Consider the following 21,211-nt stretch of genomic DNA (forward strand, 5'->3'; position numbering starts at 1 on the left):
GAGGCAGGCACGACTGTTCCCCGGGTGTAACCGCACCCGGCGTACAACTCCGTTCATGTTCTCCACACAACGACGTGCCCTGATCGGGCGCACACTTCTTCCCGTATCCCTGCTCCTCACAGGCGCGCTGATCAGCGGCTGTTCCGGAGAGTCCAAGGCGGCCTCCGACGGCGGCACGTCCTCGGACTCCTCCGGGTCGGCGAACGGCGCGTTCGACCAGGCTCTGGAATTCGCCGAGTGCATGCGTGCAGAGGGCGTACCCGAATTCCCCGATCCGCAGCAGGCCGACGGCGGTATCCGTATGGACGCGGGTGGCGTCGACACCAATTCCGCCGAGTTCCAGGGCGCCATGGAGGCGTGCCGCGACAAGGCCCCGCAGGCCGAGGGCCAGGCCCAGGGCGGCGAGCCGCTCGATCCGACGAAGGTCGCCGCCTGGGCGGAGTGCATCCGTGAGAACGGCGTGCCGAAGTTCCCGGACCCGGAGATCAACGGCGGTCAGATGGCCCTCGACTTCGCCGGCGCCGGTCTCAGCATGGCCGACCCCGCCTTCCAGAAGGCCCGTTCCGCGTGCCAGGACAAGTGGCCCGGCGGCGGGATGATGATCCAGGGCGGCGGAGGCCGGTGACCACGCAGGAGGAGGCGGAACACCTCCCTGCCGTCGTGGAGCCCGACGGGGCGCCCGCGGTCCCGGACGACGACGCGGAACGGGCACCGGCCGTCGCCGAGGAGGCGGCACAGCCGGCGGCGGCCGAGGACACCGACCGGCCGACTGCCGACCGGCGCAAACGCCGTATCCGCCGTACGGCCGTCCTCGTGGTGATCGCGATCGCCGTGGCCGCCGCCGCGGGGCTCGCCGCCACCGGCGCGTTCAGCGGTGACGACGGGCCCGCGACGGCGGCCGCCCCTGCGGGGCCCGCCGCGACGACCAAGGTCCAGCGGATGACGCTGACGAGCACCGAGACCGTGGACGGCACGCTCGGCCACGGCAAGCCGACCGCCGTCACCAACGGCTCCGCCGCCTCCGCGTCCGGGCAGAGCGGGGGCGGACAGGCCGCTGCCGACAGCGAGTTCATCACGTGGGTGCCCGGCGAGGGCGACACGCTCAAGCGTGGCGACACGGTCTACCGGGTCAACGAGCGCAAGGTGCCCCTGCTGTACGGGTCCGTGCCGCTCTACCGCACGCTGGAGCCGGGCAGCGAGGGCTCCGACGTGCGGATGCTGGAGCGCAACCTCGCCGATCTGGGCTACGACGGCTTCGACGTGGACGACGAGTACACCTCCGGCACGGCCCAGGCGGTCGAGGAGTGGCAGGACGACCTCAACGCCGAGGAGACCGGGACCGTACGCCCCGGGGACGCGGTGGTCGCCTCCGGTGCCCGGCGGGTCGCGGAGCTGAAGACCTCTCCCGGCGCGGTCGCCGGCGGCGAGGTGCTGACCTGGACGGGTACCGAGCGGATCGTCTCCATGGACCTGGACCCGCAGCACGAGGACCTGGTGAAGGAGGGCTCCAAGGCCACGGTCCGGCTGCCGGACGGCAGCAACGTGGTGGGCAAGGTCACCGACATCGGCACGCCGGCCAATGACGCCGCCGCTTCCGGCGGCGGTGCGGGCGGCGACGGCCAGGGCGCCGACGAAGCCACTCTTCCGGTCCAGCTCGAGATCGACGACCAGAAGAAGCTGGGCCGCTATCAGGCCGCGTCGGTCGACGTGATCCTGGAGGCCGACAGCCGTCGGGACGTGCTGGCGGTGCCGGTGAACGCGCTGATGGCGCGGCCGGGCGGCGGCTATGCGCTGGAGGTCCCGAAGGCCGACGGCAGCAGCGACATGGTGCCGGTGGAGCTGGGCATGTTCGCGAGCGGCCTGGTCGAGGTGAAGGGCTCGGGCATCAAAGAGGGCATGAGTGTGGGGGTGCCCAAGTGACGCCTCATGTGGTCGAGTTGACGGGGGTGTCCCAGCGGTACGGGGACGTCGTCGCGCTCGCCGACACGAATCTGGTGATCGGGCGCGGTGAACTGGTCGCGATCGTCGGGCCGTCCGGGTCCGGGAAGTCGACCATGCTCAACATCATGGGCACGCTCAGCCGCCCGACCTCCGGGCACGTCCGGGTCGACGGTCATGCGGTCGAGGAGCTGAGCGACCGTGAACTGTCCGCGCTGCGCGCCGGCACGATCGGGTTCGTGTTCCAGCAGTTCCATCTCACCGCGGGCATACCGGTGCTGGACAGCGTCGCCGACGGGCTGCTCTACAGCGGCACCCCGCGCGCCAAGCGGCGCCGGCTCGCCGAGACGGCACTGCGCCGGGTGGGGCTCGGGCACCGGCTGTACCACGAGCCGCACCAGCTCTCCGGCGGAGAGAAGCAGCGGGTCGCCATCGCCCGCGCGGTGCTGGGCGATCCTCCGCTGCTGCTGGCCGACGAGCCGACCGGCGCGCTCGACTCCCGCTCCGGCGCGACCGTGCTGGAACTGCTGCACGAGCTGAACGAGGCCGGCACCACGGTCGTAGTCATCACGCACGACCGGGATGTCGCCGGCTCCCTGCCGCGCGAGGTGCGGCTCAAGGACGGGCGGATCGAGCACGACTCCGCCGCCGGCCGGATCGAGCGCGACTCCACCGCCGCCCGGGAGCTGGCGGCCACTGCCTCCGGGGCGAAGCGGTGACGGGGTCCGAGGGGCGGGCGGCCGGTGCGCGGCCCCGTCCGGCCCGGATGAGCCCCGCCGACGTGCTGCGGGTGGGCGGGTACGGGCTCCGGGCCCGGCCCATGCGGGTGTTCCTGTCGGCGCTGGGCATCGCCATCGGCATCGCGGCGATGGTGGGCGTGGTGGGCATCTCGACGTCCAGCACCGAGGACCTGGACCGGCGGCTGAGCGCGCTCGGCACCAATCTGCTGTCCGTCACACCGGGGCCGTCGCTCAGCGGTGACGCGTCCCATCTGCCCAGCGAGTCGGTGCAGATGGTGGGCAACATACCGGACGTGGAATCGGTGACCGCGCTCGGCAAGGTCGACGCCAAGGTCTACCGCAACGACCACATACCCGCGGCCGAGACCAGCGGTATCGCCGTCTACGCGGCGAAGACCAACCTGCCCGAGACGACCGGCGCGAAGCTGACCGACGGGCGCTGGCTGAACGCCGCCAACGACCGCTATCCGTCCGTCGTGCTCGGGCCCCGCGCCGCCGAACAGCTCGGGGTGCACCGGGCCGGCTCCGACGTCCAGGTGTGGCTCGGCGACCGCTGGTTCACCGTGATCGGACTGCTCGCGCCCAACGAGCTGACGCCGGAGCTGGACACCCAGGCGCTGGTCGGCTGGCCCTACGCGGAGGAGAAACTCGGCTTCGACGGCTACCCGTCGGTGATCCACGTACGGGCCGTGGAGGAGCGCGTCTCCCAGGTGCAGGGCATCCTCGGGGCGACCACCAACCCGGAGAAGCCCGACGAGGTGGCCGTCTCCCGGCCGTCCGACGCGCTCGCCGCGAAGGAGGCCACGGACGACACCCTCAGCGGACTGCTCCTCGGACTCGGCGCGGTGGCTCTGCTGGTCGGCGGTGTCGGGGTGGCCAACACCATGGTCATCTCCGTGCTGGAGCGCCGATCCGAGATCGGGCTGCGCCGCTCGCTGGGGGCCACCCGGGGCCAGATCCGCAATCAGTTCCTGTGCGAGTCACAGCTGTTGTCCGCGCTCGGCGGCGTCGGCGGGGTATCCCTCGGGATCGCGGTGACCATCGGCTACGCCTCCTACCAGGGCTGGCCGTCGGTCGTGCCGGCCTGGGCCATGGCGGGCGGCGTCGGCTCGACGCTGATCATCGGAGCGCTGGCGGGCTTCTACCCGGCGGTGCGCGCGGCCCGGCTGCCGCCGACGGAGGCACTGGCGACACCCTGACCGACAGCGTCGTACGGCGACGGCCGTCGCGCCCCGATCGCCGGTGCCCCTCGAAAATCCCCCGCAAGGGGCACCGGGCCCGTACCCTCCCCAGCCAGTGGGCCGGGGAGGGTGCCGGTGCGCCACGGCCTTCAGCCTGGAGCCCCGACGAGAGCAGGTCCGGTCTCGTCCCGTACGTCGTCCTCGTGCACCACGTCCCAGCCGGCGGCGGCCAGTTTCTCCGCCAGGGTCTCCGCCTCGGCCGCGGCGAGTTCGAACCGGATGACCAGTGGTCCGTCCCCGCCGTGCGGGGCGACCGGCGCGGCGACGGTGTCCGCGCCGGCGCCGTATCCGGCCGCGGTGTCCAGGAGCCGGGCGAGTTCGCCGGGACGGGCGGTGATGGTGACGTCGACATGGGCGGTGTCGGCGGCGAGCGGGGCGGGCAGCGCCTCCAGCGCTGCGATCCCGCGCTCCAGCAGACCGGTGAGGTTCCGCCGGCTCCGCGCCCGGTTCCGCGGGTCCCGGACCGACAGGTCCTGTACCGCGGTGAGCAGTTCGGTGAGGTCGGTCTGGAGTGCGGTGAGGACTCCGGCGACCTCGGCGGCGTTGGTCTCGATGATGTCGGTCCACAGCCGTGCCTCGCCGCGTGCGATCCGGGTGGCGTCCCGGAAACCCTGGCCGACGAGGAGTGCGCTGACGGGTGACCGGCCGCCGAGGCGTGCTGCGACCAGGCTGGCCATGAGGTGCGGGGCGTGCGAGGTGAGCGCCACGGTCTCGTCGTGGGCCCCGCTCTGCATGACCGTGGGGACGCCGCCGCACAGGCCGATCAGGTCCAGGGCCCGGTCGAAGGCGGGCTTGGAGGTGAGCCGGGAGGGGGTGAGCACCCACACCCGGTCCTGGAAGAGGTCTGGCCGTGCGGCGAGCGGCCCCGAGCGCTCGCGGCCCGCCAGCGGGTGTCCGCCGACGAAGTGCGTGGGGCGCGGGGCGCGGGCCAGTACGTCGCGCTCCGGGCCGGCCTTGACGCTGGCCACGTCCGTGTAGCTGCGCGCGAGGCCCCGTGCCTGCTGTTCCGAGAGCACGTCGGCGACCTTGCTCGGGGGAACGGCGAGCACCGCGAGGTCGACCGGTTCCTCGGGTGGCCCAGCGGTTCCGGCGCCGAGCAGTTCGGCGGTGCGGACCGCGGACGCGCTCGCGTCGAGGAGGTGGACGGTGACGCCGCGCCGGGCGGCGGCGAGCGCCACGGAGGTACCGATCAGTCCGGTGCCGACGACGGCGAGGGAGCGGATCACGACACCGCCCCGGCCGTCGCGTCTGCCGTGCCGGCGCCGGGCAGGCGTGAGGTGACGGCGGCGGCCAGCCGGTCGAGCCCCTCTTCGATCCGCTCCGGGGTCAAGGTGCTGATCGACAGCCGGAGTTGGCGGGACTCGGTGCCCGCGCCGAAGAAGTGATGCATGGGCGTGAACAGCACGCCGTGCTCGCGCGCCGCCTGCTCCAGGAAGGCGTCGTCCACCGTGAACGGCACGGTGACGACGACGAAGAACCCGCCGTCGGGTTCGTTCCAGGTCACCCCGGCGTCGTCCCGGAACCGCTTGGCGAGCCCTTGCAGAACCTGCGTCAGGTTGCTCTGGTACACGGCGGTTTCCCTGGCGTTGGCGGCCACCAGGCTGAAGTCGTTGGCGATCAGCTTGCCGCCGATGACGGCCTGGGCGATCGGCGAGGTGTTCACCGTCAGCATGCTCTTGATCTTCGACAGTTCGTCGGCGAGCAGTCCGCCGCGCACCGGCTGGTCGGCCACCGCGAAGCCGACCCGCGCGCCCGCGACGCCGCTCTTGGCGAAGGAACCGAGGTAGACGACCCGGCCCTCGGTGTCGAGCGACTTCAGCGTCGGCGGGCGTCGGTCCGGGGTGCGGTGGAAGAGCCCGTAGGGGTTGTCCTCCAGCAGGAGCAGGCCCTCCGCCGCGGCGATCTCCAGCAACCGGTGCCGGTCGTCGACGGTCATGCTGACGCCGACGGGGTTGGCGAAGTCGGGCGTGACGTAGCAGGCACGCACACGGTGGCCGGCGTCTCGCGCGGCGTGCAATCGGCGGACCAACTCCCCAAGGTCCAGGCCGTGTTCACCGGACGGCACCGGCAGCACCGGCAGATCGGTGAGCAGGGCGGCGCCGGTGAGGCCGACATAGGTCGGGGCCGGGGCCAGCAGTGCGTCGCGGTCGTCGGCGCGCAGGGTGCGCAGCACCAGGAACAGTGCCTCCTGGAAGCCGACGGTGACCACGACGCCGCGCGGGTCGACGTGGATGTCCTCGTCGACGGCGAGGTTCCGCGCGATCAACTCGGCGATGACGCCCTTGGTGTCGCCGTACTGCAGAAGGGTGCGCGACACCTGCTGTTCCGTCATGTGCCGCTCACTTCGCAGATAGCCCGCGAACACCCTTAGATATTCATGGATCTGGTCCGTGTCGAAGAATCCCTCGTAGGGCCGGCCGGCCGCGAACGATATTGCCTCGGGATAGTTTCCGGCAATATTGTTGAGCAGATTCATCGACTCCATGGAAGCAGCGGCGAGCGAGGCGTGCAGCGGTTCCGAACTCAATTCCGCAAGATTTTTCGGGATCTGCATGGGGGCCAGTATCACGCACTGCGCCAACTGCGACAACGCCTCTTCTTTGACACCCTCGAAACGGCCCTGACCAGTGCCTTCGGGTGCCCGACTTTGACAAGTTCGGTATTCGCCAATCGAGTTGTACGGTTGTGCCGCAAATCCCGATCCTTCTTCGACCCAGGGACCGTCATGAATGATCGAGCGAGCGTGAATCAACCCATCAGTCACTACACGATCGACTACGTCGAGTTGTATGTGAAGGACCTGGAGGTGGCGGCCCGGGTCTGGCAGGACGCATACGGTTTCTCCGTGGCCGGCGAGAGTAATTCCGCCGACCACCACGGCGTCGCGCTCCGGCACGGCGGGATCACCCTTGTCCTGACGACCCCGCTGAGCGATCGTCATCCCGCGTCGGCGTATCTCCCGGCCCACGGCGACGGGGTCGCCGACATCGCGCTGCGCACCCATGACGCGGGTGCCGCGTTCACCGCCGCCGTGGCCGGCGGGGCCCGTGCGTTGCGCAAGCCGGAGCGGCACTCCGGGGACGGGCCGCGCGCGACCGCGCTCATCGGCGGCTTCGGGGACGTCGTCCACACGCTGGTGGAGCGCGAACCCGGTGCGTCCGGTGGCCTCCCGGCGGGGTTCACACCTGTCGCGAACGAAGAGCCGCAGTGGGCCGGCGAGGTGGGGCTGCTGGACATCGACCACTTCGCGGTCTGCCTGCCCGCGGGCGATCTGGAGACGACCGTGCGGTTCTACCGCAACGCCCTCGGCTTCAGCGAGATCTTCGAGGAGCGGATCGTCGTCGGCGCGCAGGCGATGGAGTCGAAGGTGGTGCAGAGCCCGAACGGCGTGGTGACCCTCACCCTCATCGAGCCCGACACCAAGGCCGAGCCCGGGCAGATCGACGACTTCCTCAAGAACCACGACGGGGCCGGCGTCCAGCACATCGCCTTCTCCAGCGACGACGCCGTGCGCTCGGTCCGTGCGCTGCGCGAACGCGACGTCCGCTTCCTGAAGACGCCGGACGCCTACTACGACCTGCTCGACGGCCGCATCGAGCTCGCGACGCACTCCATCGGCACGCTGCGCGAGACACAGCTGCTCGCGGACGAGGACCACGGCGGTCAGCTGTTCCAGATATTCACGGCCTCCACCCACCCCAAGCGCACCCTCTTCTTCGAGATCATCGAGCGGCAGGGCGCGGGCACCTTCGGCAGCGCCAACATCAAGGCGCTGTACGAGGCGGTGGAACTGGAGAAGGCCGGACAGCATGGCCTGCGATGACTCCGGCGGGGGAACGGCGGCGGTCTGGCTCGACATGGACGACGTCGAGCGGGCCGCCGCCGCGGCGCTGCCGCCCGACGTGTGGGACTTCATCGCCGGGGGCAGCGGCCGGGAGCTGTCACTCGCGGCCAACCGGGCGGCGTTCGACGCCGTGTTCGTGCGCCCCCGGATCCTCCGGGACGTGTCCGGGTGTGGCGCGGAGTCGACGCTGCTCGGGCGGGCGGTCCGGATGCCGGTGGCGATCGGGCCGGTGGCGTATCACCGGCTGGTGTGTCCCGAGGGCGAGTTGGCGACCGCGCGGGCCGCGAAGGCGGCGGGGGTGCCCTTCACGCTGGCGACGCTGAGCAGTGTGCCGGTGGAGGAGGTCACGGCGGTCGGCGGCTCGGTGTGGTTCCAGCTGTACTGGCTGCGTGACACCGGCCGGACTCTGGATCTGGTCCACAGGGCGGAGGAGGCGGGCTGTGAGGCGATCGTGCTCACTGTCGACGTGCCGTGGATGGGCCGCCGGCTGCGTGACGTCCGCAACGGATTCGCCCTGCCGGATCACGTCCGCGCGGTCCATCTGGGCGGTGGCGCCTCGACGGCACACCGCGGCGGCGACGGTGCGTCGGCGGTGGCCGTGCACACCGCGGAGACCTTCTCCCGGTCCCTGACCTGGTTGAACGTGGAGCAGTTGCGCGAGTGCACGCGGCTGCCGATCGTGCTCAAGGGCGTGCTGGCTCCCGAGGACGCGCGGCGCGCGGTGGAGCACGGCGTCGACGCCGTGGTGGTCTCCAACCACGGTGGCCGCCAGCTCGACGGCGCGCTGACCGCCGTGGACGCTTTGCCCGCGGTGGTGGAGGCCGTCGGCGGCGCCTGCGAGATCCTCCTGGACGGCGGTGTGCGCAGCGGCACGGACGTCCTCAAGGCCCTCGCCCTCGGTGCGTCGGGCGTGCTGCTGGGCCGCGCCCCGGTCTGGGGCCTCGCGGCCGGCGGCGAGGACGGCGTCCGGCAGGTGCTGGAGCTCCTGGCCGCCGAAGTGACGGACGCGCTGGGGCTGGCGGGATGCGCGGGAGTCGCGGAGGCGCGGGAGCTGGACGCGGTGGTGGCGCGGGGCCGCAGGTAGCGGAAACCGCTGGTGCCCGGCATCGAGAAGATGCCGGGCACCAGTGACGTGACGCGAGGGCCCCTCAGCGAGGTCCTCCCCGCTCCGCCTCCCGCTCATGGACCGAGATAGCGTGTCCCGGGCAACGCCAGACGACCGACCGTACGGCCGCGGCGAGTTCCTCGGCCGGTGCGGAGTTGTCGACGACGCCCATTCCTTCGTCGTCCTGGTCGAACACCTGGGGCGCGAACATCGCGCAGACGCCGCCGCTCACGCACTTGTCGCGGTCGATCCGGATCTCCATGGGTCTGTCGTCTCCCTTCGGTCTGCCGTCTCCATTCCGTCGGTCACCAGGCGACCGGCAGGCGGTGGACTCCGTGGGCGAGCGCGCGGTTGTAGAAGCGCACTTCCTCGGCGGGCACGGCGAGCCGGAGTTCCGGGAAGCGCCGCCACAGGGCCTTGTAGGCGATGCGCAGCTCGGTGCGGGCCAGCGCGGCGCCCAGGCAGTGGTGGACGCCGTGCCCGAACGCGACATGGGCGACCGGCTCACGGGCGAGGTCGAGCCGGTCAGGGCCGTCGGTGAGGGCCGGGTCGCGGTTGGCCATGGTGAGCGAGCAGATGACGGTCTCGCCCGCCTTGATCAGCTGGTCGCCGATCCGCACGTCGTTCACGGCGGTGCGCGGGGTGGGCGCGTTCGCCACCGACATGTAGCGGATCAGCTCGTCGAGGGCGCGGTCGGAGGCGAGCCGGCCGCCGTCCCCCTTGCCCGCACCCGGACCGCCCGTGCCGTCGCGTTCGCCGAGCAGGAGCGGGAGCTGGTCCGGGTTCTCCAGCATCGCGAGGACCCCGAGGCCGATCATGCCCTCGATGTTGTCGATGCCGGCGAGGATCAGCAGCACGCACACGCCGCGCATCTCCTCGTCGGTGAAGTCGTCGCCGTGCTCGCGCACCAGCGCGCCGATGAACCCGTCGTCGGGGTCCTTCCGCTGCCGCGCCACCATGGAGACCAGATAGCGGGAGAACGCGGCGCCGTCCGCCGCCCGCACCTTGCGGCTGCGGGAGAAGTCCAGGTGCCGGTGGCAGTGGCGCAGGAACTCCGGCCGGTCGTCGCGCGGCACACCGATGAGCTCGCACAGCACCTCGCCCGGCACCGGCTGCGCGAACAGCGGCATCAGGTCGGCGCCCGGTCCCGTCGCCTGGACGGTGTCCAGGTGCTCCTCGATGATCGCCGTGATGTCCGGTTCCAGCCGGCGCAGCCGCCGTACGGTGAACTCGGGGGTGAGCATCTGGCGGAGCCGGGTGTGCTCCGGCGGGTCGTAGTCCATCAGATGGCCGACCAGCTCCGGCGGGCGCCAGTTCGGTCCTTCGGCGCCCCACCGGCGGCGGGTGCTGAAGTTGGTGTGGTCGCCCAGGATCCGGCGGACCTCGGTGTAGCCGGTGGCGAGCCAGACCCATTCGTCGGATTCGTTGGGACCGATGACGTACCTGCTCAGGGGCGGCGCGGCACGCAGGTCGTCCGCCGGGTCGAAGCGGGTGCGCCGGGTGTAGAGCAGTTCGGGGTACGCCTGTTGTGCCCGCGGTTGCTGCTGCGGGGCCTGTCGCTGGGCTTGCTGCGGCATGAACGTCGTCCTCCTACCAGGCCACCGGCAGCGCGTCCACGGAGTAGACCCGTGAGGACGGCATCCGGAACCTGATCTCCTCGTGCGGGACGGCGAGCCGCAGTTCCGGGAAGCGCCGCCACAACGCCTGGTAGGCGGTGCGCAGTTGCATCCGGGCCAACGGAGCGCCGAGGCAGTGGTGCACGCCGTGTCCGAACGCCATGTGCGGGGCCGGTTCACGGGTGATGTCGAAGCCGTCCTTGTGATCGTCACCCGGGGTGGCGATCCGGTTCGCCGCGAAGGCGGAGCAGATGACGCGCTCCCCCTTCGGCACGACGTGCCCGCCGAGCGGCACGTCCTCCAGCGCGGTGCGGGGCGAGAGGGTCGGGATGACCGAGACGTGGCGCAGCAGTTCCTCCACCGCGCGATCGATCAGTTCGGGTTTCGCCCGCAACTCGGCGAGCTGGTCCGGGTGTTCGAGGAGGACGAGGGTGCCGAGCCCGAGCATGCTGGCGACGTTCTCGATGCCGGCGGAGGTCAGCGACGCGGCCAGGCCCTCCAGTTCCTCGTCGGTGATCTCGTCGCCGTACTCGCGCACCAGCATGCCGAGCAGATCGTCGCCGGGGTCCCGGCGCTGCCGTGCGGTGAGCTGGTGGAAGTAGGCGCGGTAGGCCCGGCCGGCCGCCATCTGGCGGGCCCGGCCGCGGCCGTCGTCGCGGGTGATGTCGAGGTGCCGGGACAGCTCGGCCCGGTCGTCGCGGGGCACGCCCAGCAGTTCGCAGGCCGTGTGGCCCGGTATCTGCCAGGCGAAGTGCTGCATCAGGTCGGCCGGTGCCCCGGCCTGCTCCATCGCGTCGAGGCACTCCTCGACGACGGCGTCGATGCGCGGCTGGAGCCTGCGCAGGCGCCGCATGGTGAACTCGGGGTTGAGCATCCTGCGCAGCCGGGTGTGCTCCGGCGGGTCGTAGTGCAGGGGGTTGCCGATGTTCTGGAGCCGCCGGGACTGCGCCTCGGTGTCGGCGGGCGGGAGCATGGTGAACCGGTGCTGGTCGCTGAGCACCTCGCGGGACTCGTCGCTGCCGGTGACCAGCCAGCCCACGACCTGGCTGGAGGGCCCGCCGTGCAGTTCCGTCCGCAGCACCGGGCACCGGTTGCGCAGTTCGACCAGCTCGGGGACCGGGTCGAGCCGGTCCCGGCGGTTGTACACGGGGACGTCACGGGACGCCATGTCGGGGCTCGCCTCCCTCAGGCGGTGGTGGCCGGCAGCCAGTACAGGCCGTCCGGGGAGGAGACCAGTCCGCCGGGGAACATGGGCGTCTCGGGTTCCGCGTCCTCGCCGAGCAGCGCCCGCATCTGCACCTGGCCCGCCTCCTGCATGGCGTTGCGCACGACGGAGGAGCTGAACAGGGGCACCGAGCTGCCGTCCTCGTTCGCGGCGAACTTCTCCACGGCCGTGGCGAACTCCTCGGAGTTGTCCGCGAGCCGCTCGCTCAGCGCGTCGGTGTTCATCAGGCCCTGCTCGCCGGAGGAGACACCGCCGATCAGCTCGACGAACGACTGAAGCTCCGGCTCGCTGTTCGCGGTGACCTTCTTGGCCTGCCAGAAGTAGGAGTTCTCGTCGCGGTGCATCTCGTAGAAGGACACGAGGAACTCGTAGAAGACGCCGTACTCCCGCCGGTAGCGGGACTCGAACTCCTTCATCGCGGCGTCCTCGTCGACCTTGCCCTCCAGGACGCTGTTGAGGGAACGGGCGGCGAGCAGCGAGCTGTAGGTGGCCAGGTGGACACCGGAGGAGAAGACCGGGTCGACGAAGCAGGCGGCGTCGCCGACGAGCATCATGCCGGGCCGGGTGAAGGTGGTGTGGTGGTACGAGTAGTCCTTGCGGACCCGGATCTCGCCGTACTGGCCCTCGGTGACGCGGGTCGCGTCGGAGAGGTAGTCGGCGATCATCGGGCACTCGTCGATCAGCGCCCGCAGTGCCTTCTCCGGGTCGCCCTGGATCTTCTCTGCCAACTCCCGCCGTACGACGGCTCCGACGCTGGTCAGGGTGTCGCTGAGCGGGATGTACCAGAACCAGCCGCTCTCGAAGGCCACGCAGAGGATGTTGAAGCGGTTGGGCTCCGGCATCCGCTTGCCGTTCTCGAAGTAGCCGAAGAGGGCGAGGCTGCGGAAGAAGTCGGAGTACTCGCGGGTGCCGCCGACCTTGTTGTGGAGCCGGCTCTTGTTGCCGGAGGCGTCGACGACGTACCGCGCGCGGATCTCCCGCTCGTTGCCGTCGGCGTCGGCGTAGGTGAGGCCGCGGACCCGCTCGCCCTCCTCGATCACCCCGCGCACCGAGCAGCCCTCGCGGACGTCGGCTCCCTGCTTGCGGGCGTTCTTCAGCAGGATGTCGTCGAACTTGGACCGCTCGACCTGGTACGCCACGGACGTCGGGCCCGCCATGCGGGGCGAGACGGAGAAGGCGAACGTCCAGGGCTCGGGCCGGGCGCCCCAGCGGAAGGTGCCGCCGCGCTTGAGCGGGAAGCCCGCCTTCGCGAGGTCGTCCGCGGCGCCGGAGAGCCGGCACACACCGTGAATGGTGGACGGCAGCAGCGATTCACCGATCTGGTAGCGCGGGAAGTTCTCCTTTTCCAGTACGACGACCCGGTGCCCTTGTTTGGCGACGAGCGCGGCAAGGGTGGAACCGGCGGGTCCGCCGCCGACGACGGCCACGTCGAATTCTTCGGTCACTGCTGCCACAGCCAACTCCCTGTCCGTTTCGGTGTTCTCATTGAGCCTGAATTCGTCCGACCGGCTCGTCAACTCGTCCAATTTCCTTTTCCGGACGCTCTTTTCGTCCGATGAGGGTGAGCAGCGGTCCTGTCATGAAGGTGGTGATGAGCGCCATCAGGACGAGCACCGTGAAGAGCCCGGGGCCGATCACTCCCGATTCGAGCGCCACGTTGAGCACGATCAGTTCCGTGAGGCCGCGGGTGTTCACGAGGGCCGCCACCCGTGCCGACTGACGGGGGCCGAGTCCGGTGAACCGGCAGGCCGCGTACGCCGGGCCGAGCTTGCCGAGGACGGCGATGCCCAGGATCAGCGCCAGCAGCACCAGTCCGTCGGCGTCGAGCGTGCCGACGTCGAACTTCAGCCCGGTGGTGACGAAGAACAGCGGCAGGAACACGGCCGCGGTCTGCTCCATCGGCTGGAGCACCTCCGCGTCCGGGACCTCGTTGCGGCGCGGCATGACCAGCCCCGCGAGGAAGCCTCCGAACACCGGGTGCAGCCCCAGCATCGACGTCACCCAGGCACTGCCCAGCGCGAGCCCCAGCGCCAGCGGCACCGGGCTGAGCAGCCGTGACTCGGAGCGCCGCAGCAGACGGTCCAGCAGGGGCCGTACGACGAGGAACATGACCGCGCTGAACAGCACGATCAGCACCAGGGCCTGCAGCCACGAGGGCCCCGAGGAGTGCGCGGTGCCGGCGAACGCGGCGGCCAGCACCAGCCAGGCGGCGACGTCCATGATCCCGGCCGCGGTGGTGGCGACCGCCCCGGTGGACGTCCCCGCCATGCCGCGCTCGCGGACGATCGCCACCAGCACCGGCAGCGCCGTCACCGAGCAGGCCACCGCCATGAACATCACGAACGTCCGCCCGCCCGCGTCGGGTTCGACCGCGGTGAACATCCCGTCGAGCAGGGTCACCGCGCCCGTGCTGAGGCCGGCCGGGACCAGCAGTGCCAGCGCGGCCACCGCCAGTACGGACCGGCCACCGCTGCGCAGTTGCCGGTAGTTGATCTCGTATCCGGCGAGGAACATGAAGATCACGACGGCGACCTGGGAGAGCACCGTCAGGAACGGCAGCACCTCCGGCGGGAAGAGAACCTTCGTCGGATCGCCCGGCAGCCGGCCGAGCAGGGTGGGGCCGAGGGCGATACCCGCCACGATCTGCCCGATCACGGTCGGCTGCCCCAGCCGGCGGGCCAGCGCGCCCAGCAGCCAGGAGGCGACGACGATGAGCGCGACGTCGCCGATGACGACGGCCGTCACCTGTTCGGTGTCCACGCTTCTCCCTTCTTCTCACTGCGTGCGTGCGCGTCGCTCAGGCCGTGGCGGTGTCCTCCATGCGGGCGACGAGGCTCTTGGGCCGCATGTCGGTCCAGTTCTGCTCGACGAATTCCAGGCATTCGGCCCGGCTCGCCTCACCGAAGGCGGTCGTCCAGCCCTGCGGGATCTCCGCGAAAACCGGCCAGAGGGAGTGCTGGCCCTCGTCGTTGACGAGCACCAGGAAAGTGCCGTTCTCGTTGTCGAAAGGGTTGGTCATGGTGTCATTCGCCTTCTTTTCCGGAGTGGTTCGCGGATTCTTCGGTCTGTCGAGGGGCGGTCAGTTTCTCGGTGAGGACACGGCCGACCGGCGGGAGGTTTCCGGGGTGGAGCATCCGGTAGTGGTCGACGGGGATTTCATGGCTCTCGACGGTGCCGCCGGTGAAGTCGTCCCAGCCGGCCCTGGCCTCGGCGGCGGGCAGTTCCTCCGGGCGGTCGTGCGCGGCGATGAACAGCAGTACGTCACCGCCGAAGCGGCGCGGGGTGTGGCCGGGCGCGAACCGGGCCATGTTGCCCAGCACTTCCTGCATCCGCGACAGCACCCGGTCGCCGAGGTTGCCGCGTGCGTCGACGCCGGCGGACACCTCGATCTCCTGCTCCATCAAGGTCGACGCCTGCTCCTCACGGGAGACCCCGCGGTCCCGGGAGATCGACTTCCCGGCGCTGCTGGGGTACGCGTCGAGCAGGGCGAGCAGCGCCACCTCCTCGCCCAGTTCCTCCAGCCGGCAGGCGATCGCCTGCGCGATCATGCCGCCGAAGGACCAGCCGAGCAGGTGATAGGGGCCCACGGGCTGCACCGTGCGGATCTCGTCGGCGTAGTCGGCCGCCATCTCCTCGATGCTGTGCGGGAGTTCCTCCGGTCCGGCGAGCCCGCGCGCCTGCACGCCGTACACCGGGAGGTCGGCCGGCAGATACGGCACGAGCGCCGCGTAGGACCAGCTCAGGCCCATGCTCGGGTGCAGGCAGAAGAGCGGCTTGCGGGTGCCTTCGGGACGCAGCGGCAGCAGCACGCCCAGTTCACTGCCACCTCCCCCGACCGGCCTGGCGGCCCGGGAGACCCGCCGGTCGCGCAACGACAGCACGCCCTCGCCGTCGCGCCTGGCCCGCTTTCCGGTCCGCAGCATGCGACCGCCGGGCCGGTACGGGTCGGCGACGAACCGCTCGGCGGTGAGCGCGGGCCGTCCCGCGTAGCCCCGGGCGAGGGTGCCGCCCGCCACGTACAGCTCCCCCTCGACTCCGCTGGGGACCGGCCGCAGCCGGTCGTCCAGGACATAGGCCGGAGTGTGCGGGAGCGGCCGTCCCACCGGGAGCCCGGCGGCGGGCGCGGGCTCACCGGGACCGAACCGCGCCTCCAGCCAGGTACCGCCGGTCTCGGACGTGGCGTGACCGGCGACCCGGGTGGAGACCGGGGGGATCCGGTGCGGTTCCTCGTCCACGACCAGGATCTCCGGGTACGACAGTGAGTCCGCCGCCTGCTTGGCGAGCAGGGCGCCGGTGGTGACCAGGAGGTCGGCGCCGGGCCGGTCGGCGGAGGGGGTGCCGAAGCGCACGGTGCCGCCGGAACTCAGGGTGGCGAGCAGCGGGGTGATCAGGGACGCGCCCGGCACGCGGGGGTCCAGCAGGGTCACCCCGGACACGGTCGAGGTGAGGGCGCGGTGCGCGGCGCGGGAGGCGAGGGTGCGGTGCTCGATGACCGTGTGGGTGCCGTCCTCGGCCGAGGTGGGGAGCAGCAGGGCCGCGTGGCCGGGGTGCGGGGCGAGGTCTCCACCGGGGATTTCCGTGACGGCATCAACTGCCCTCTCGTCGCCGTCGGTGATCAGCACCGGGATGCCTTCACCCGGCGACCGGGCCCCGGCACCGCTCGCGCTGGTGACCACGGCATCGTGACGGAGTTCCCCGAGTGCCCGGTCCGGTCCGGAGATCAGGCGGAGCGCGGCACCGGACCACAACACCCCGAGAACCGCCCCGACCAGCCCCACGCCCGCGGGCTGGTCCACTGCCACGACGTGCTCGGCGCCGATCCCCCGAACCGTGAGCCGCCGCGCCAACGCCCGCGCCGTCACGTCGAGTTCGGCGTAGGTGAGCGTCCCGGACTCGTCCGTCACGGCGACCGCGTCGGGCGTGGCGGCAATCTGCGCGGCCAGCGCCTCGACGACCGTCGACTCGGGTGGCCCGGCCTCGGACTCGTGGGTCACCCGCCGCTCGGCATCGTCCAGCAGCAGGTCGACGTCCCCGACCCGCAACTCCGGGTCGTCGGCGACTTGCTCCAGGACCCGGACCAGCCGTGCGGCGAAGGCGGCTGCCGTGGTCGGGTCGAACAGGTCAGTGGCGTACCGCAGTTCGCCGGCCAGGCCGTCTGGGGCACCGTCCAGGTCCTCGTTCTCTTCGAGGTGGAGGGACAGGTCGAACTCCATGGCGTCGGTGCCGAGGTCGACGGGGCTGGTGTTCAGTCCGGGCAGCTGCCAGGCGTCCCACGGGTCCTCGCCCTCCTCGTGGACGTCGAGCGCGACCTGGAAGACGGGGTGGCGGTCGGGTGTGGGCGGCAGGTCGAGGGCCTCCAGCAGCCGGGCGAAGGGCACGTCCTGCCTGCGGCGGGCCTCGCGGCCCGCGTCGTGCGCCCTGCCGAGCAGCTCGGTGAAGGTGGAATCGCCGGAGAGGTCGGTGCGCAGGGCGAGGGGGCGTTCGAAGGCGCCGATCAGCCCTTCCAGTTCGACCTCGTCGTCGCTGCGCGGCAGCACGGTGCCGACGGTGACGTCGTCGGTCGCGCCGAGCCTGCCGAGCAGCAGGGCGAGTGCCGTCTGTACCACGGTGAACGCGGAGGCCCCCGACGGCTCGGCCGTCGCGGTGAGCCGGGCGTGCGCCTCGGCTCCGAGGCGGACCGGCACGGATCCGGCCCGGCGGGTGGGCAGCACCGGTCGGTCGCGGTCCGTGGGCAGTTCCAGGCCCTCCGGGGCGTTGTCGAGGGCGCCGCGCCAGTACTGGATCTCGTCCCAGGCGAGGGTCTCGCGGTCCTGCTCGCCGTTCAGCAGCTCCCGCTCCCACAGCGCGTAGTCGGCGAACTGCAGGGGAAGTGGCGCGCGTTCGGGGGCTCGGCCCCTGCGCCGGGCACCGTAGGCCGCGGCGAGGTCGCGCATCAGCACGCCGGTGGACTGCGCGTCCGCGGCGATGCGGTGCACGAGGAGGTGCAGGACGTGGTCGGTGTCGGAGAGGGCGAACAGGGTGTGGTTCCAGGGCACTTCGCGAGTGAGGTCGAAGGTGTGAGCCGTCGCCTGCCGGAGCAGTGCGGGCAGTTCCTCCTCGCGGGCCTCGACGAGCCGCAGTTCGGGCCGCCCGGCTTCCGGTTCCAGCACTCGCTGGTGAGCCGAGCGGCCGGTGCCGGGGAAGGTGGTGCGCAGGATCTCGTGCCGGTCGGCGACGTCGCCGAGCGCAGCCGTCAGCGCGTCCCGGTCCAGGGCGCCGCCCACCCGTAGCGCGAGGGCGTGGTGCGCGGGCGTGCCTTCGCCGTCGAGCCGGTCCAGCAGCCAGGTGCGCAGTTGGCCGGCGGTGAGGGGCAGCGGGTCCGGGCGGTCCTCGATCGGCCGCAGCGCCGGGCGGACCTTGGCGGCGAGCACCCGTGCCACGCCGGCCGGCGTGGGGGCGGAGAACAGCTGCCGGATGGGCAGGTCGACGCCGAGTTCCTCGCGGATCCGGCGGGCGAGGCGCATTCCGAGGCCGGAGTCGCCGCCGAGTTCGAAGAAGTTGTCCTCGGCGCCGACCTCGTCGAGGGCGAGCACCTCGGCGAAGAGCGTGCACATCTGTTGCTCGGTCTCGCTCTCCGGGGCGCGTCCGGCGACCCGCGAGACGAAGTCGGGGGCGGGCAGAGCGTTGCGGTCGACCTTGCCGTTGGCGGTCACCGGCAGGGTGACCATGGCCATCACCATCGCCGGGACCATGTACTCCGGCAGCACCTCGGCGACCTGCTCACGGACGTGGTCGGGGTCCAGATCCGGTCCGTCGGCGACGACGTACCCGATCAGCCGCTTCTCGCCGGGGCCGTCGTCACGGGCGGCGACGACGGCCTGGCGGACGCCGGGCTGTGCGGCGAGCGCGGCCTCCACCTCGCCCGGTTCCACGCGGAAGCCCCGGATCTTGACCTGGGCGTCGGCCCTGCCGACGAAGACCAGTTCGCCCTCGTCGCTCCAGCGCACCAGGTCCCCGGTGCGGTACATCCGCCGCCCGTCCGTGTACGGGTCGGCCACGAACCGCTCGGCGGTCAGCGCGGCCCGCCCGGCGTACCCGTGTGCGACGCCTTCGCCGGCGATGTACAGCTCGCCGGGCACGCCGGCCGGCACCGGTTGCAGGAAGGCGTCCAGGACGTGGACCCGGCGCCCGGCCAGCGGCCGTCCGATCGGCAGCGTGCCGGCGGCGGGCGAGCCGGGCTCGACGAGGTGCCAGGTGGCGCACAGGGTGGTCTCGGTCGGCCCGTAGAGGTGCCGGATCCGCAGTTCCGGGCAGACCCGCCGGACCCGTTCGACGGCCTGCGGAGGTACGACGTCGCCGCCGGTGAGCACCTCGCGCAGTCCTGCGAAGCACTCAGGTTCCTCCTCGGCGAGCACCCGGAAGGTACCCGCGGTCAGGTGCAGGGCGGTCACCCCGGCGGTGACCTCCTCGCGGATCCGCAGGGCGTCGACCACGCCCGGTTCCGCCACCACCACACGGGCCCCGGAGACCAGCGGCACCCAGATCTCGAACAGCGAGGCGTCGAAGGCGTGCGGGGCGTGCAGCAGCACCGCGTCCCGCGCGTGCACGCCCCAGCCCGGGTCCCCGGCGAGCGCGGCGACCGCGCCGTGCGGCACGGCCACGCCCTTGGGCGTCCCGGACGAGCCGGAGGTGTACATCACGTACGCGATGTCGTCCGCGGTGCACGGCACCGGCGACGGTGCCTCCCCCTCGGCCGTCAGGTCGTCGAGCACGAGCGGGGGCACAGGGGTGTCCTCGGGTACGGCACTCCGTGTGGAGCGGGTGCACAGGACGGCGGCCGGTGCGGAGTCCTTGAGTAGGAACGTGATCCGCTCGGCCGGGTTGCTCACGTCGACGGGCACGTACGCGGCGCCCGCCCGCCAGATCGCGAGCAGCGCGGTCAGCAGATCGGCCGACCGCTCCATGAGCACGGCGACCCGGTCACCGCGCCCCACGCCGCGACCGATCAGGTGCCCCGACAACCGGTCGGCGTCGGCGGCGAGTTCAGCGTACGTCAGGTTCCGCTTTCCGTCGACGACGGCGACCGCGTCGGGAGTGCGGGCCGCCTGCTCGGCGAACAGTTCGGGCACGGAACTGCCGGACACAGCCGCCTCGGTGGCGTTCCATTCGCGCAGGACGCGTTCCAGCTCCGGCCCGCCGACCGAGGTGAGCCGACCGACGGGTACCCGCGGGTCGGAGGTGATCTGTTCCAGCACCCGGATCAGCCGGCCGAGTACCGCCTCGGCGGTGCCGCGGTCGAACAGCTCCAGCTGGTGGTCGAGTTTGACGTGCAGTCGGTCCCCGGGGGCGACGACCAGCGTGAACGGGTAGTGGGCGGTGTCGCGGGAGAGCTTCGCCGGGCGCATGGACAGCCCCTCGGAGCCGGGCTTGCCGGGCGCGTGGGGGAAGTTCTCGTAGACGACGAGGGTGTCGAAGACCGCGCCGGGGCCGCCGAGGCGCTGCACCTCGGGCAGTCCGAGATGCTGGTGGGCGATCAGTCCGGCCTGCCGCTCCTGGAGGGCGGTGAGCATCTCGACGGCGGGCTGCCGCCCGTCGAGGGGCACCCGCACCGGAAGGGTGTTGATCAGCAGGCCCACCATGGTCTCGACACCAGGCAGTTCGGCGGGCCGGCCGGAGACGGTGGCGCCGAACACCACGTCGGTGCGCCCGGCGAGCTGCGACAGTACGACCGCCCAGGCGCCCTGCACGACCGTGTTCAGGGTCAGCCCGTGTCCGCGGGCCAGGCTCACCAGGCCCGCAGTCAGCTCCTCGGAGAGGTCGGTGAGCACGAATCCGGAGTCGGGCAGCCGGGTCAGGTCGGCGGGCGCGACCAGCGTGGGGGCGTCGAGACCGGCCAGCTCGGCCCGCCACACGTCCCGCGCCCGGTGCTTGTCCTGCCGGTTCAGCCAGGCCAGATAGTCACGGTAGGAGGCCGTCGGCGGGAGCCCGGAGGCGTCGCCGCCGGCCGCGTACAGGGCGGACAGCTCGCTCATCACGACCGGCATCGACCAGCCGTCCATGAGCACGTGATGGCTGGTGACGACCATCCAGTGCCGGTCCTCGGCGAGCTTGACCAGGGCTATTCGCAGCAGCGGGGCCGCCGCCAGGTCGAACCGCCGGCTCAGTTCCTCGCCGGCCACCCGGTCGGCCGCGGCGGTCGCCTCCTGCGGTGGCAGTCCGCTGACGTCCTCCTCGCGCCACGGCAGAGTCACCTCGCGGGCGATGACCTGCACCATCTGAGCGCCGCTGACGTGGCGGAAGCCGGCGCGCAGCGCCGCGTGCCGGGCCACCAGCGCCTCCCAGGAGGCACGCAGCCGGGTCGCGTCCACCGGCCCGTCGAGGGCGAGCACGGCCTGCACGGTGTAGACGTCGGGGCCGCCGCGGTCGTCCAGGGCGGCGTGGAAGAGCAGGCCCTCCTGGAGCGGGGACAGCGGCCACACGTCTTCGACGAGGGATCGGGGCATCGCGTTACTCCTCACAAAGG

Annotated in this window: 15 protein-coding genes; 6 read left to right on the forward strand and 9 right to left on the reverse strand. The window is 71.8% G+C overall.

Features of this window, described 5'->3' with window-relative positions:
* Positions 1–55 precede the first annotated feature (55 nt).
* From CP983_RS01405 to CP983_RS01420, 4 genes are read left to right on the forward strand one after another with little or no spacing between them, the layout of a single operon-like run.
* A complete protein-coding gene (locus CP983_RS01405) occupies positions 56–625 on the forward strand; it encodes a hypothetical protein (protein WP_107910673.1) in 570 nt (189 codons plus the stop codon).
* Positions 622–1,920 carry a peptidoglycan-binding protein gene (locus CP983_RS01410; protein WP_208852824.1) on the forward strand — a complete coding sequence of 433 codons (1,299 nt, stop codon included), beginning with the start codon at positions 622–624 and terminating at the stop codon, positions 1,918–1,920. Before CP983_RS01405 ends, CP983_RS01410 begins: the two co-directional genes overlap by 4 nt.
* Entirely contained in the window at positions 1,917–2,657 is a 741-nt protein-coding gene (locus tag CP983_RS01415) for an ABC transporter ATP-binding protein (protein WP_150498191.1), read from the forward strand. The genes CP983_RS01410 and CP983_RS01415 overlap by 4 nt, the downstream gene beginning before the upstream one ends.
* 47 nt (positions 2,658–2,704) lie before the next feature.
* Positions 2,705–3,877: an ABC transporter permease gene (locus tag CP983_RS01420; RefSeq protein ID WP_150506313.1), complete on the forward strand. Its 1,173-nt coding sequence runs from the start codon at positions 2,705–2,707 to the stop codon at positions 3,875–3,877.
* Positions 3,878–4,008: 131 nt separating this feature from the next.
* Here CP983_RS01420 and CP983_RS01425 read toward each other — a convergent pair whose 3' ends face one another.
* Together CP983_RS01425 and CP983_RS01430 are read right to left on the reverse strand one after the other, a co-directional pair.
* Positions 4,009–5,145 carry a prephenate dehydrogenase gene (locus CP983_RS01425; protein ID WP_150498192.1) on the reverse strand — a complete coding sequence of 379 codons (1,137 nt, stop codon included), beginning with the start codon at positions 5,143–5,145 and terminating at the stop codon, positions 4,009–4,011.
* Positions 5,142–6,446: an aminotransferase-like domain-containing protein gene (locus tag CP983_RS01430; RefSeq protein ID WP_308436533.1), complete on the reverse strand. Its 1,305-nt coding sequence runs from the start codon at positions 6,444–6,446 to the stop codon at positions 5,142–5,144. Before CP983_RS01430 ends, CP983_RS01425 begins: the two co-directional genes overlap by 4 nt.
* A 216-nt stretch (positions 6,447–6,662) precedes the next feature.
* Here CP983_RS01430 and hppD point away from each other — a divergent pair, with 216 nt between their 5' ends.
* Both hppD and CP983_RS01440 read left to right on the forward strand, forming a co-directional pair.
* Positions 6,663–7,742, forward strand: coding sequence for a 4-hydroxyphenylpyruvate dioxygenase (hppD, locus tag CP983_RS01435; RefSeq protein WP_229914603.1), 1,080 nt, complete (start codon positions 6,663–6,665; stop codon positions 7,740–7,742).
* Complete coding sequence (locus tag CP983_RS01440) at positions 7,729–8,847, forward strand: alpha-hydroxy acid oxidase (protein WP_150498194.1); 1,119 nt, start codon at positions 7,729–7,731, stop codon at positions 8,845–8,847. The genes hppD and CP983_RS01440 overlap by 14 nt, the downstream gene beginning before the upstream one ends.
* A 64-nt stretch (positions 8,848–8,911) precedes the next feature.
* Here CP983_RS01440 and CP983_RS01445 read toward each other — a convergent pair whose 3' ends face one another.
* The 7 genes from CP983_RS01445 to CP983_RS01475 are packed head-to-tail and all read right to left on the reverse strand — an operon-like array spanning position 8,912 to position 21,191.
* Positions 8,912–9,130, reverse strand: coding sequence for a ferredoxin (locus tag CP983_RS01445; RefSeq protein ID WP_125525587.1), 219 nt, complete (start codon positions 9,128–9,130; stop codon positions 8,912–8,914).
* A gap of 43 nt (positions 9,131–9,173) precedes the next feature.
* A complete protein-coding gene (locus CP983_RS01450) occupies positions 9,174–10,445 on the reverse strand; it encodes a cytochrome P450 (protein WP_150498195.1) in 1,272 nt (423 codons plus the stop codon).
* Between the two features lie 13 nt (positions 10,446–10,458).
* A complete protein-coding gene (locus tag CP983_RS01455) occupies positions 10,459–11,652 on the reverse strand; it encodes a cytochrome P450 (RefSeq protein ID WP_150498196.1) in 1,194 nt (397 codons plus the stop codon).
* Positions 11,653–11,669: 17 nt separating this feature from the next.
* The gene (locus CP983_RS01460; protein ID WP_373309800.1) at positions 11,670–13,154 is read right to left on the reverse strand and encodes a tryptophan 7-halogenase; all 1,485 of its coding nucleotides are present in this window, start codon (positions 13,152–13,154) and stop codon (positions 11,670–11,672) included.
* 37 nt (positions 13,155–13,191) lie between these two features.
* Positions 13,192–14,469: a cation:proton antiporter gene (locus CP983_RS01465; RefSeq protein WP_150498197.1), complete on the reverse strand. Its 1,278-nt coding sequence runs from the start codon at positions 14,467–14,469 to the stop codon at positions 13,192–13,194.
* A 37-nt stretch (positions 14,470–14,506) separates the two neighbouring features.
* Positions 14,507–14,728, reverse strand: coding sequence for an MbtH family protein (locus CP983_RS01470; protein ID WP_150498198.1), 222 nt, complete (start codon positions 14,726–14,728; stop codon positions 14,507–14,509).
* 4 nt (positions 14,729–14,732) lie between these two features.
* Entirely contained in the window at positions 14,733–21,191 is a 6,459-nt protein-coding gene (locus tag CP983_RS01475) for an amino acid adenylation domain-containing protein (protein ID WP_150498199.1), read from the reverse strand.
* Between the last annotated feature and the right edge of the window lie 20 nt (positions 21,192–21,211).

This window comes from Streptomyces chartreusis (assembly GCF_008704715.1).
Lineage (GTDB): Bacteria > Actinomycetota > Actinomycetes > Streptomycetales > Streptomycetaceae > Streptomyces > Streptomyces chartreusis.

What these genes read in the sequence shown, in the direction of transcription:
- CP983_RS01405 (WP_107910673.1), top strand. Translation starts at nt 56, where the DNA reads ATGTTCTCCACACAACGACGTGCCCTGATCGGGCGCACACTTCTTCCC.
- CP983_RS01420 (WP_150506313.1), top strand. Translation starts at nt 2,705, where the DNA reads ATGAGCCCCGCCGACGTGCTGCGGGTGGGCGGGTACGGGCTCCGGGCC.
- CP983_RS01440 (WP_150498194.1), top strand. Translation starts at nt 7,729, where the DNA reads ATGGCCTGCGATGACTCCGGCGGGGGAACGGCGGCGGTCTGGCTCGAC.
- CP983_RS01445 (WP_125525587.1), bottom strand. Translation starts at nt 9,130, where the DNA reads ATGGAGATCCGGATCGACCGCGACAAGTGCGTGAGCGGCGGCGTCTGC.
- CP983_RS01450 (WP_150498195.1), bottom strand. Translation starts at nt 10,445, where the DNA reads ATGCCGCAGCAAGCCCAGCGACAGGCCCCGCAGCAGCAACCGCGGGCA.
- CP983_RS01455 (WP_150498196.1), bottom strand. Translation starts at nt 11,652, where the DNA reads ATGGCGTCCCGTGACGTCCCCGTGTACAACCGCCGGGACCGGCTCGAC.
- CP983_RS01470 (WP_150498198.1), bottom strand. Translation starts at nt 14,728, where the DNA reads ATGACCAACCCTTTCGACAACGAGAACGGCACTTTCCTGGTGCTCGTC.
- CP983_RS01475 (WP_150498199.1), bottom strand. Translation starts at nt 21,191, where the DNA reads ATGCCCCGATCCCTCGTCGAAGACGTGTGGCCGCTGTCCCCGCTCCAG.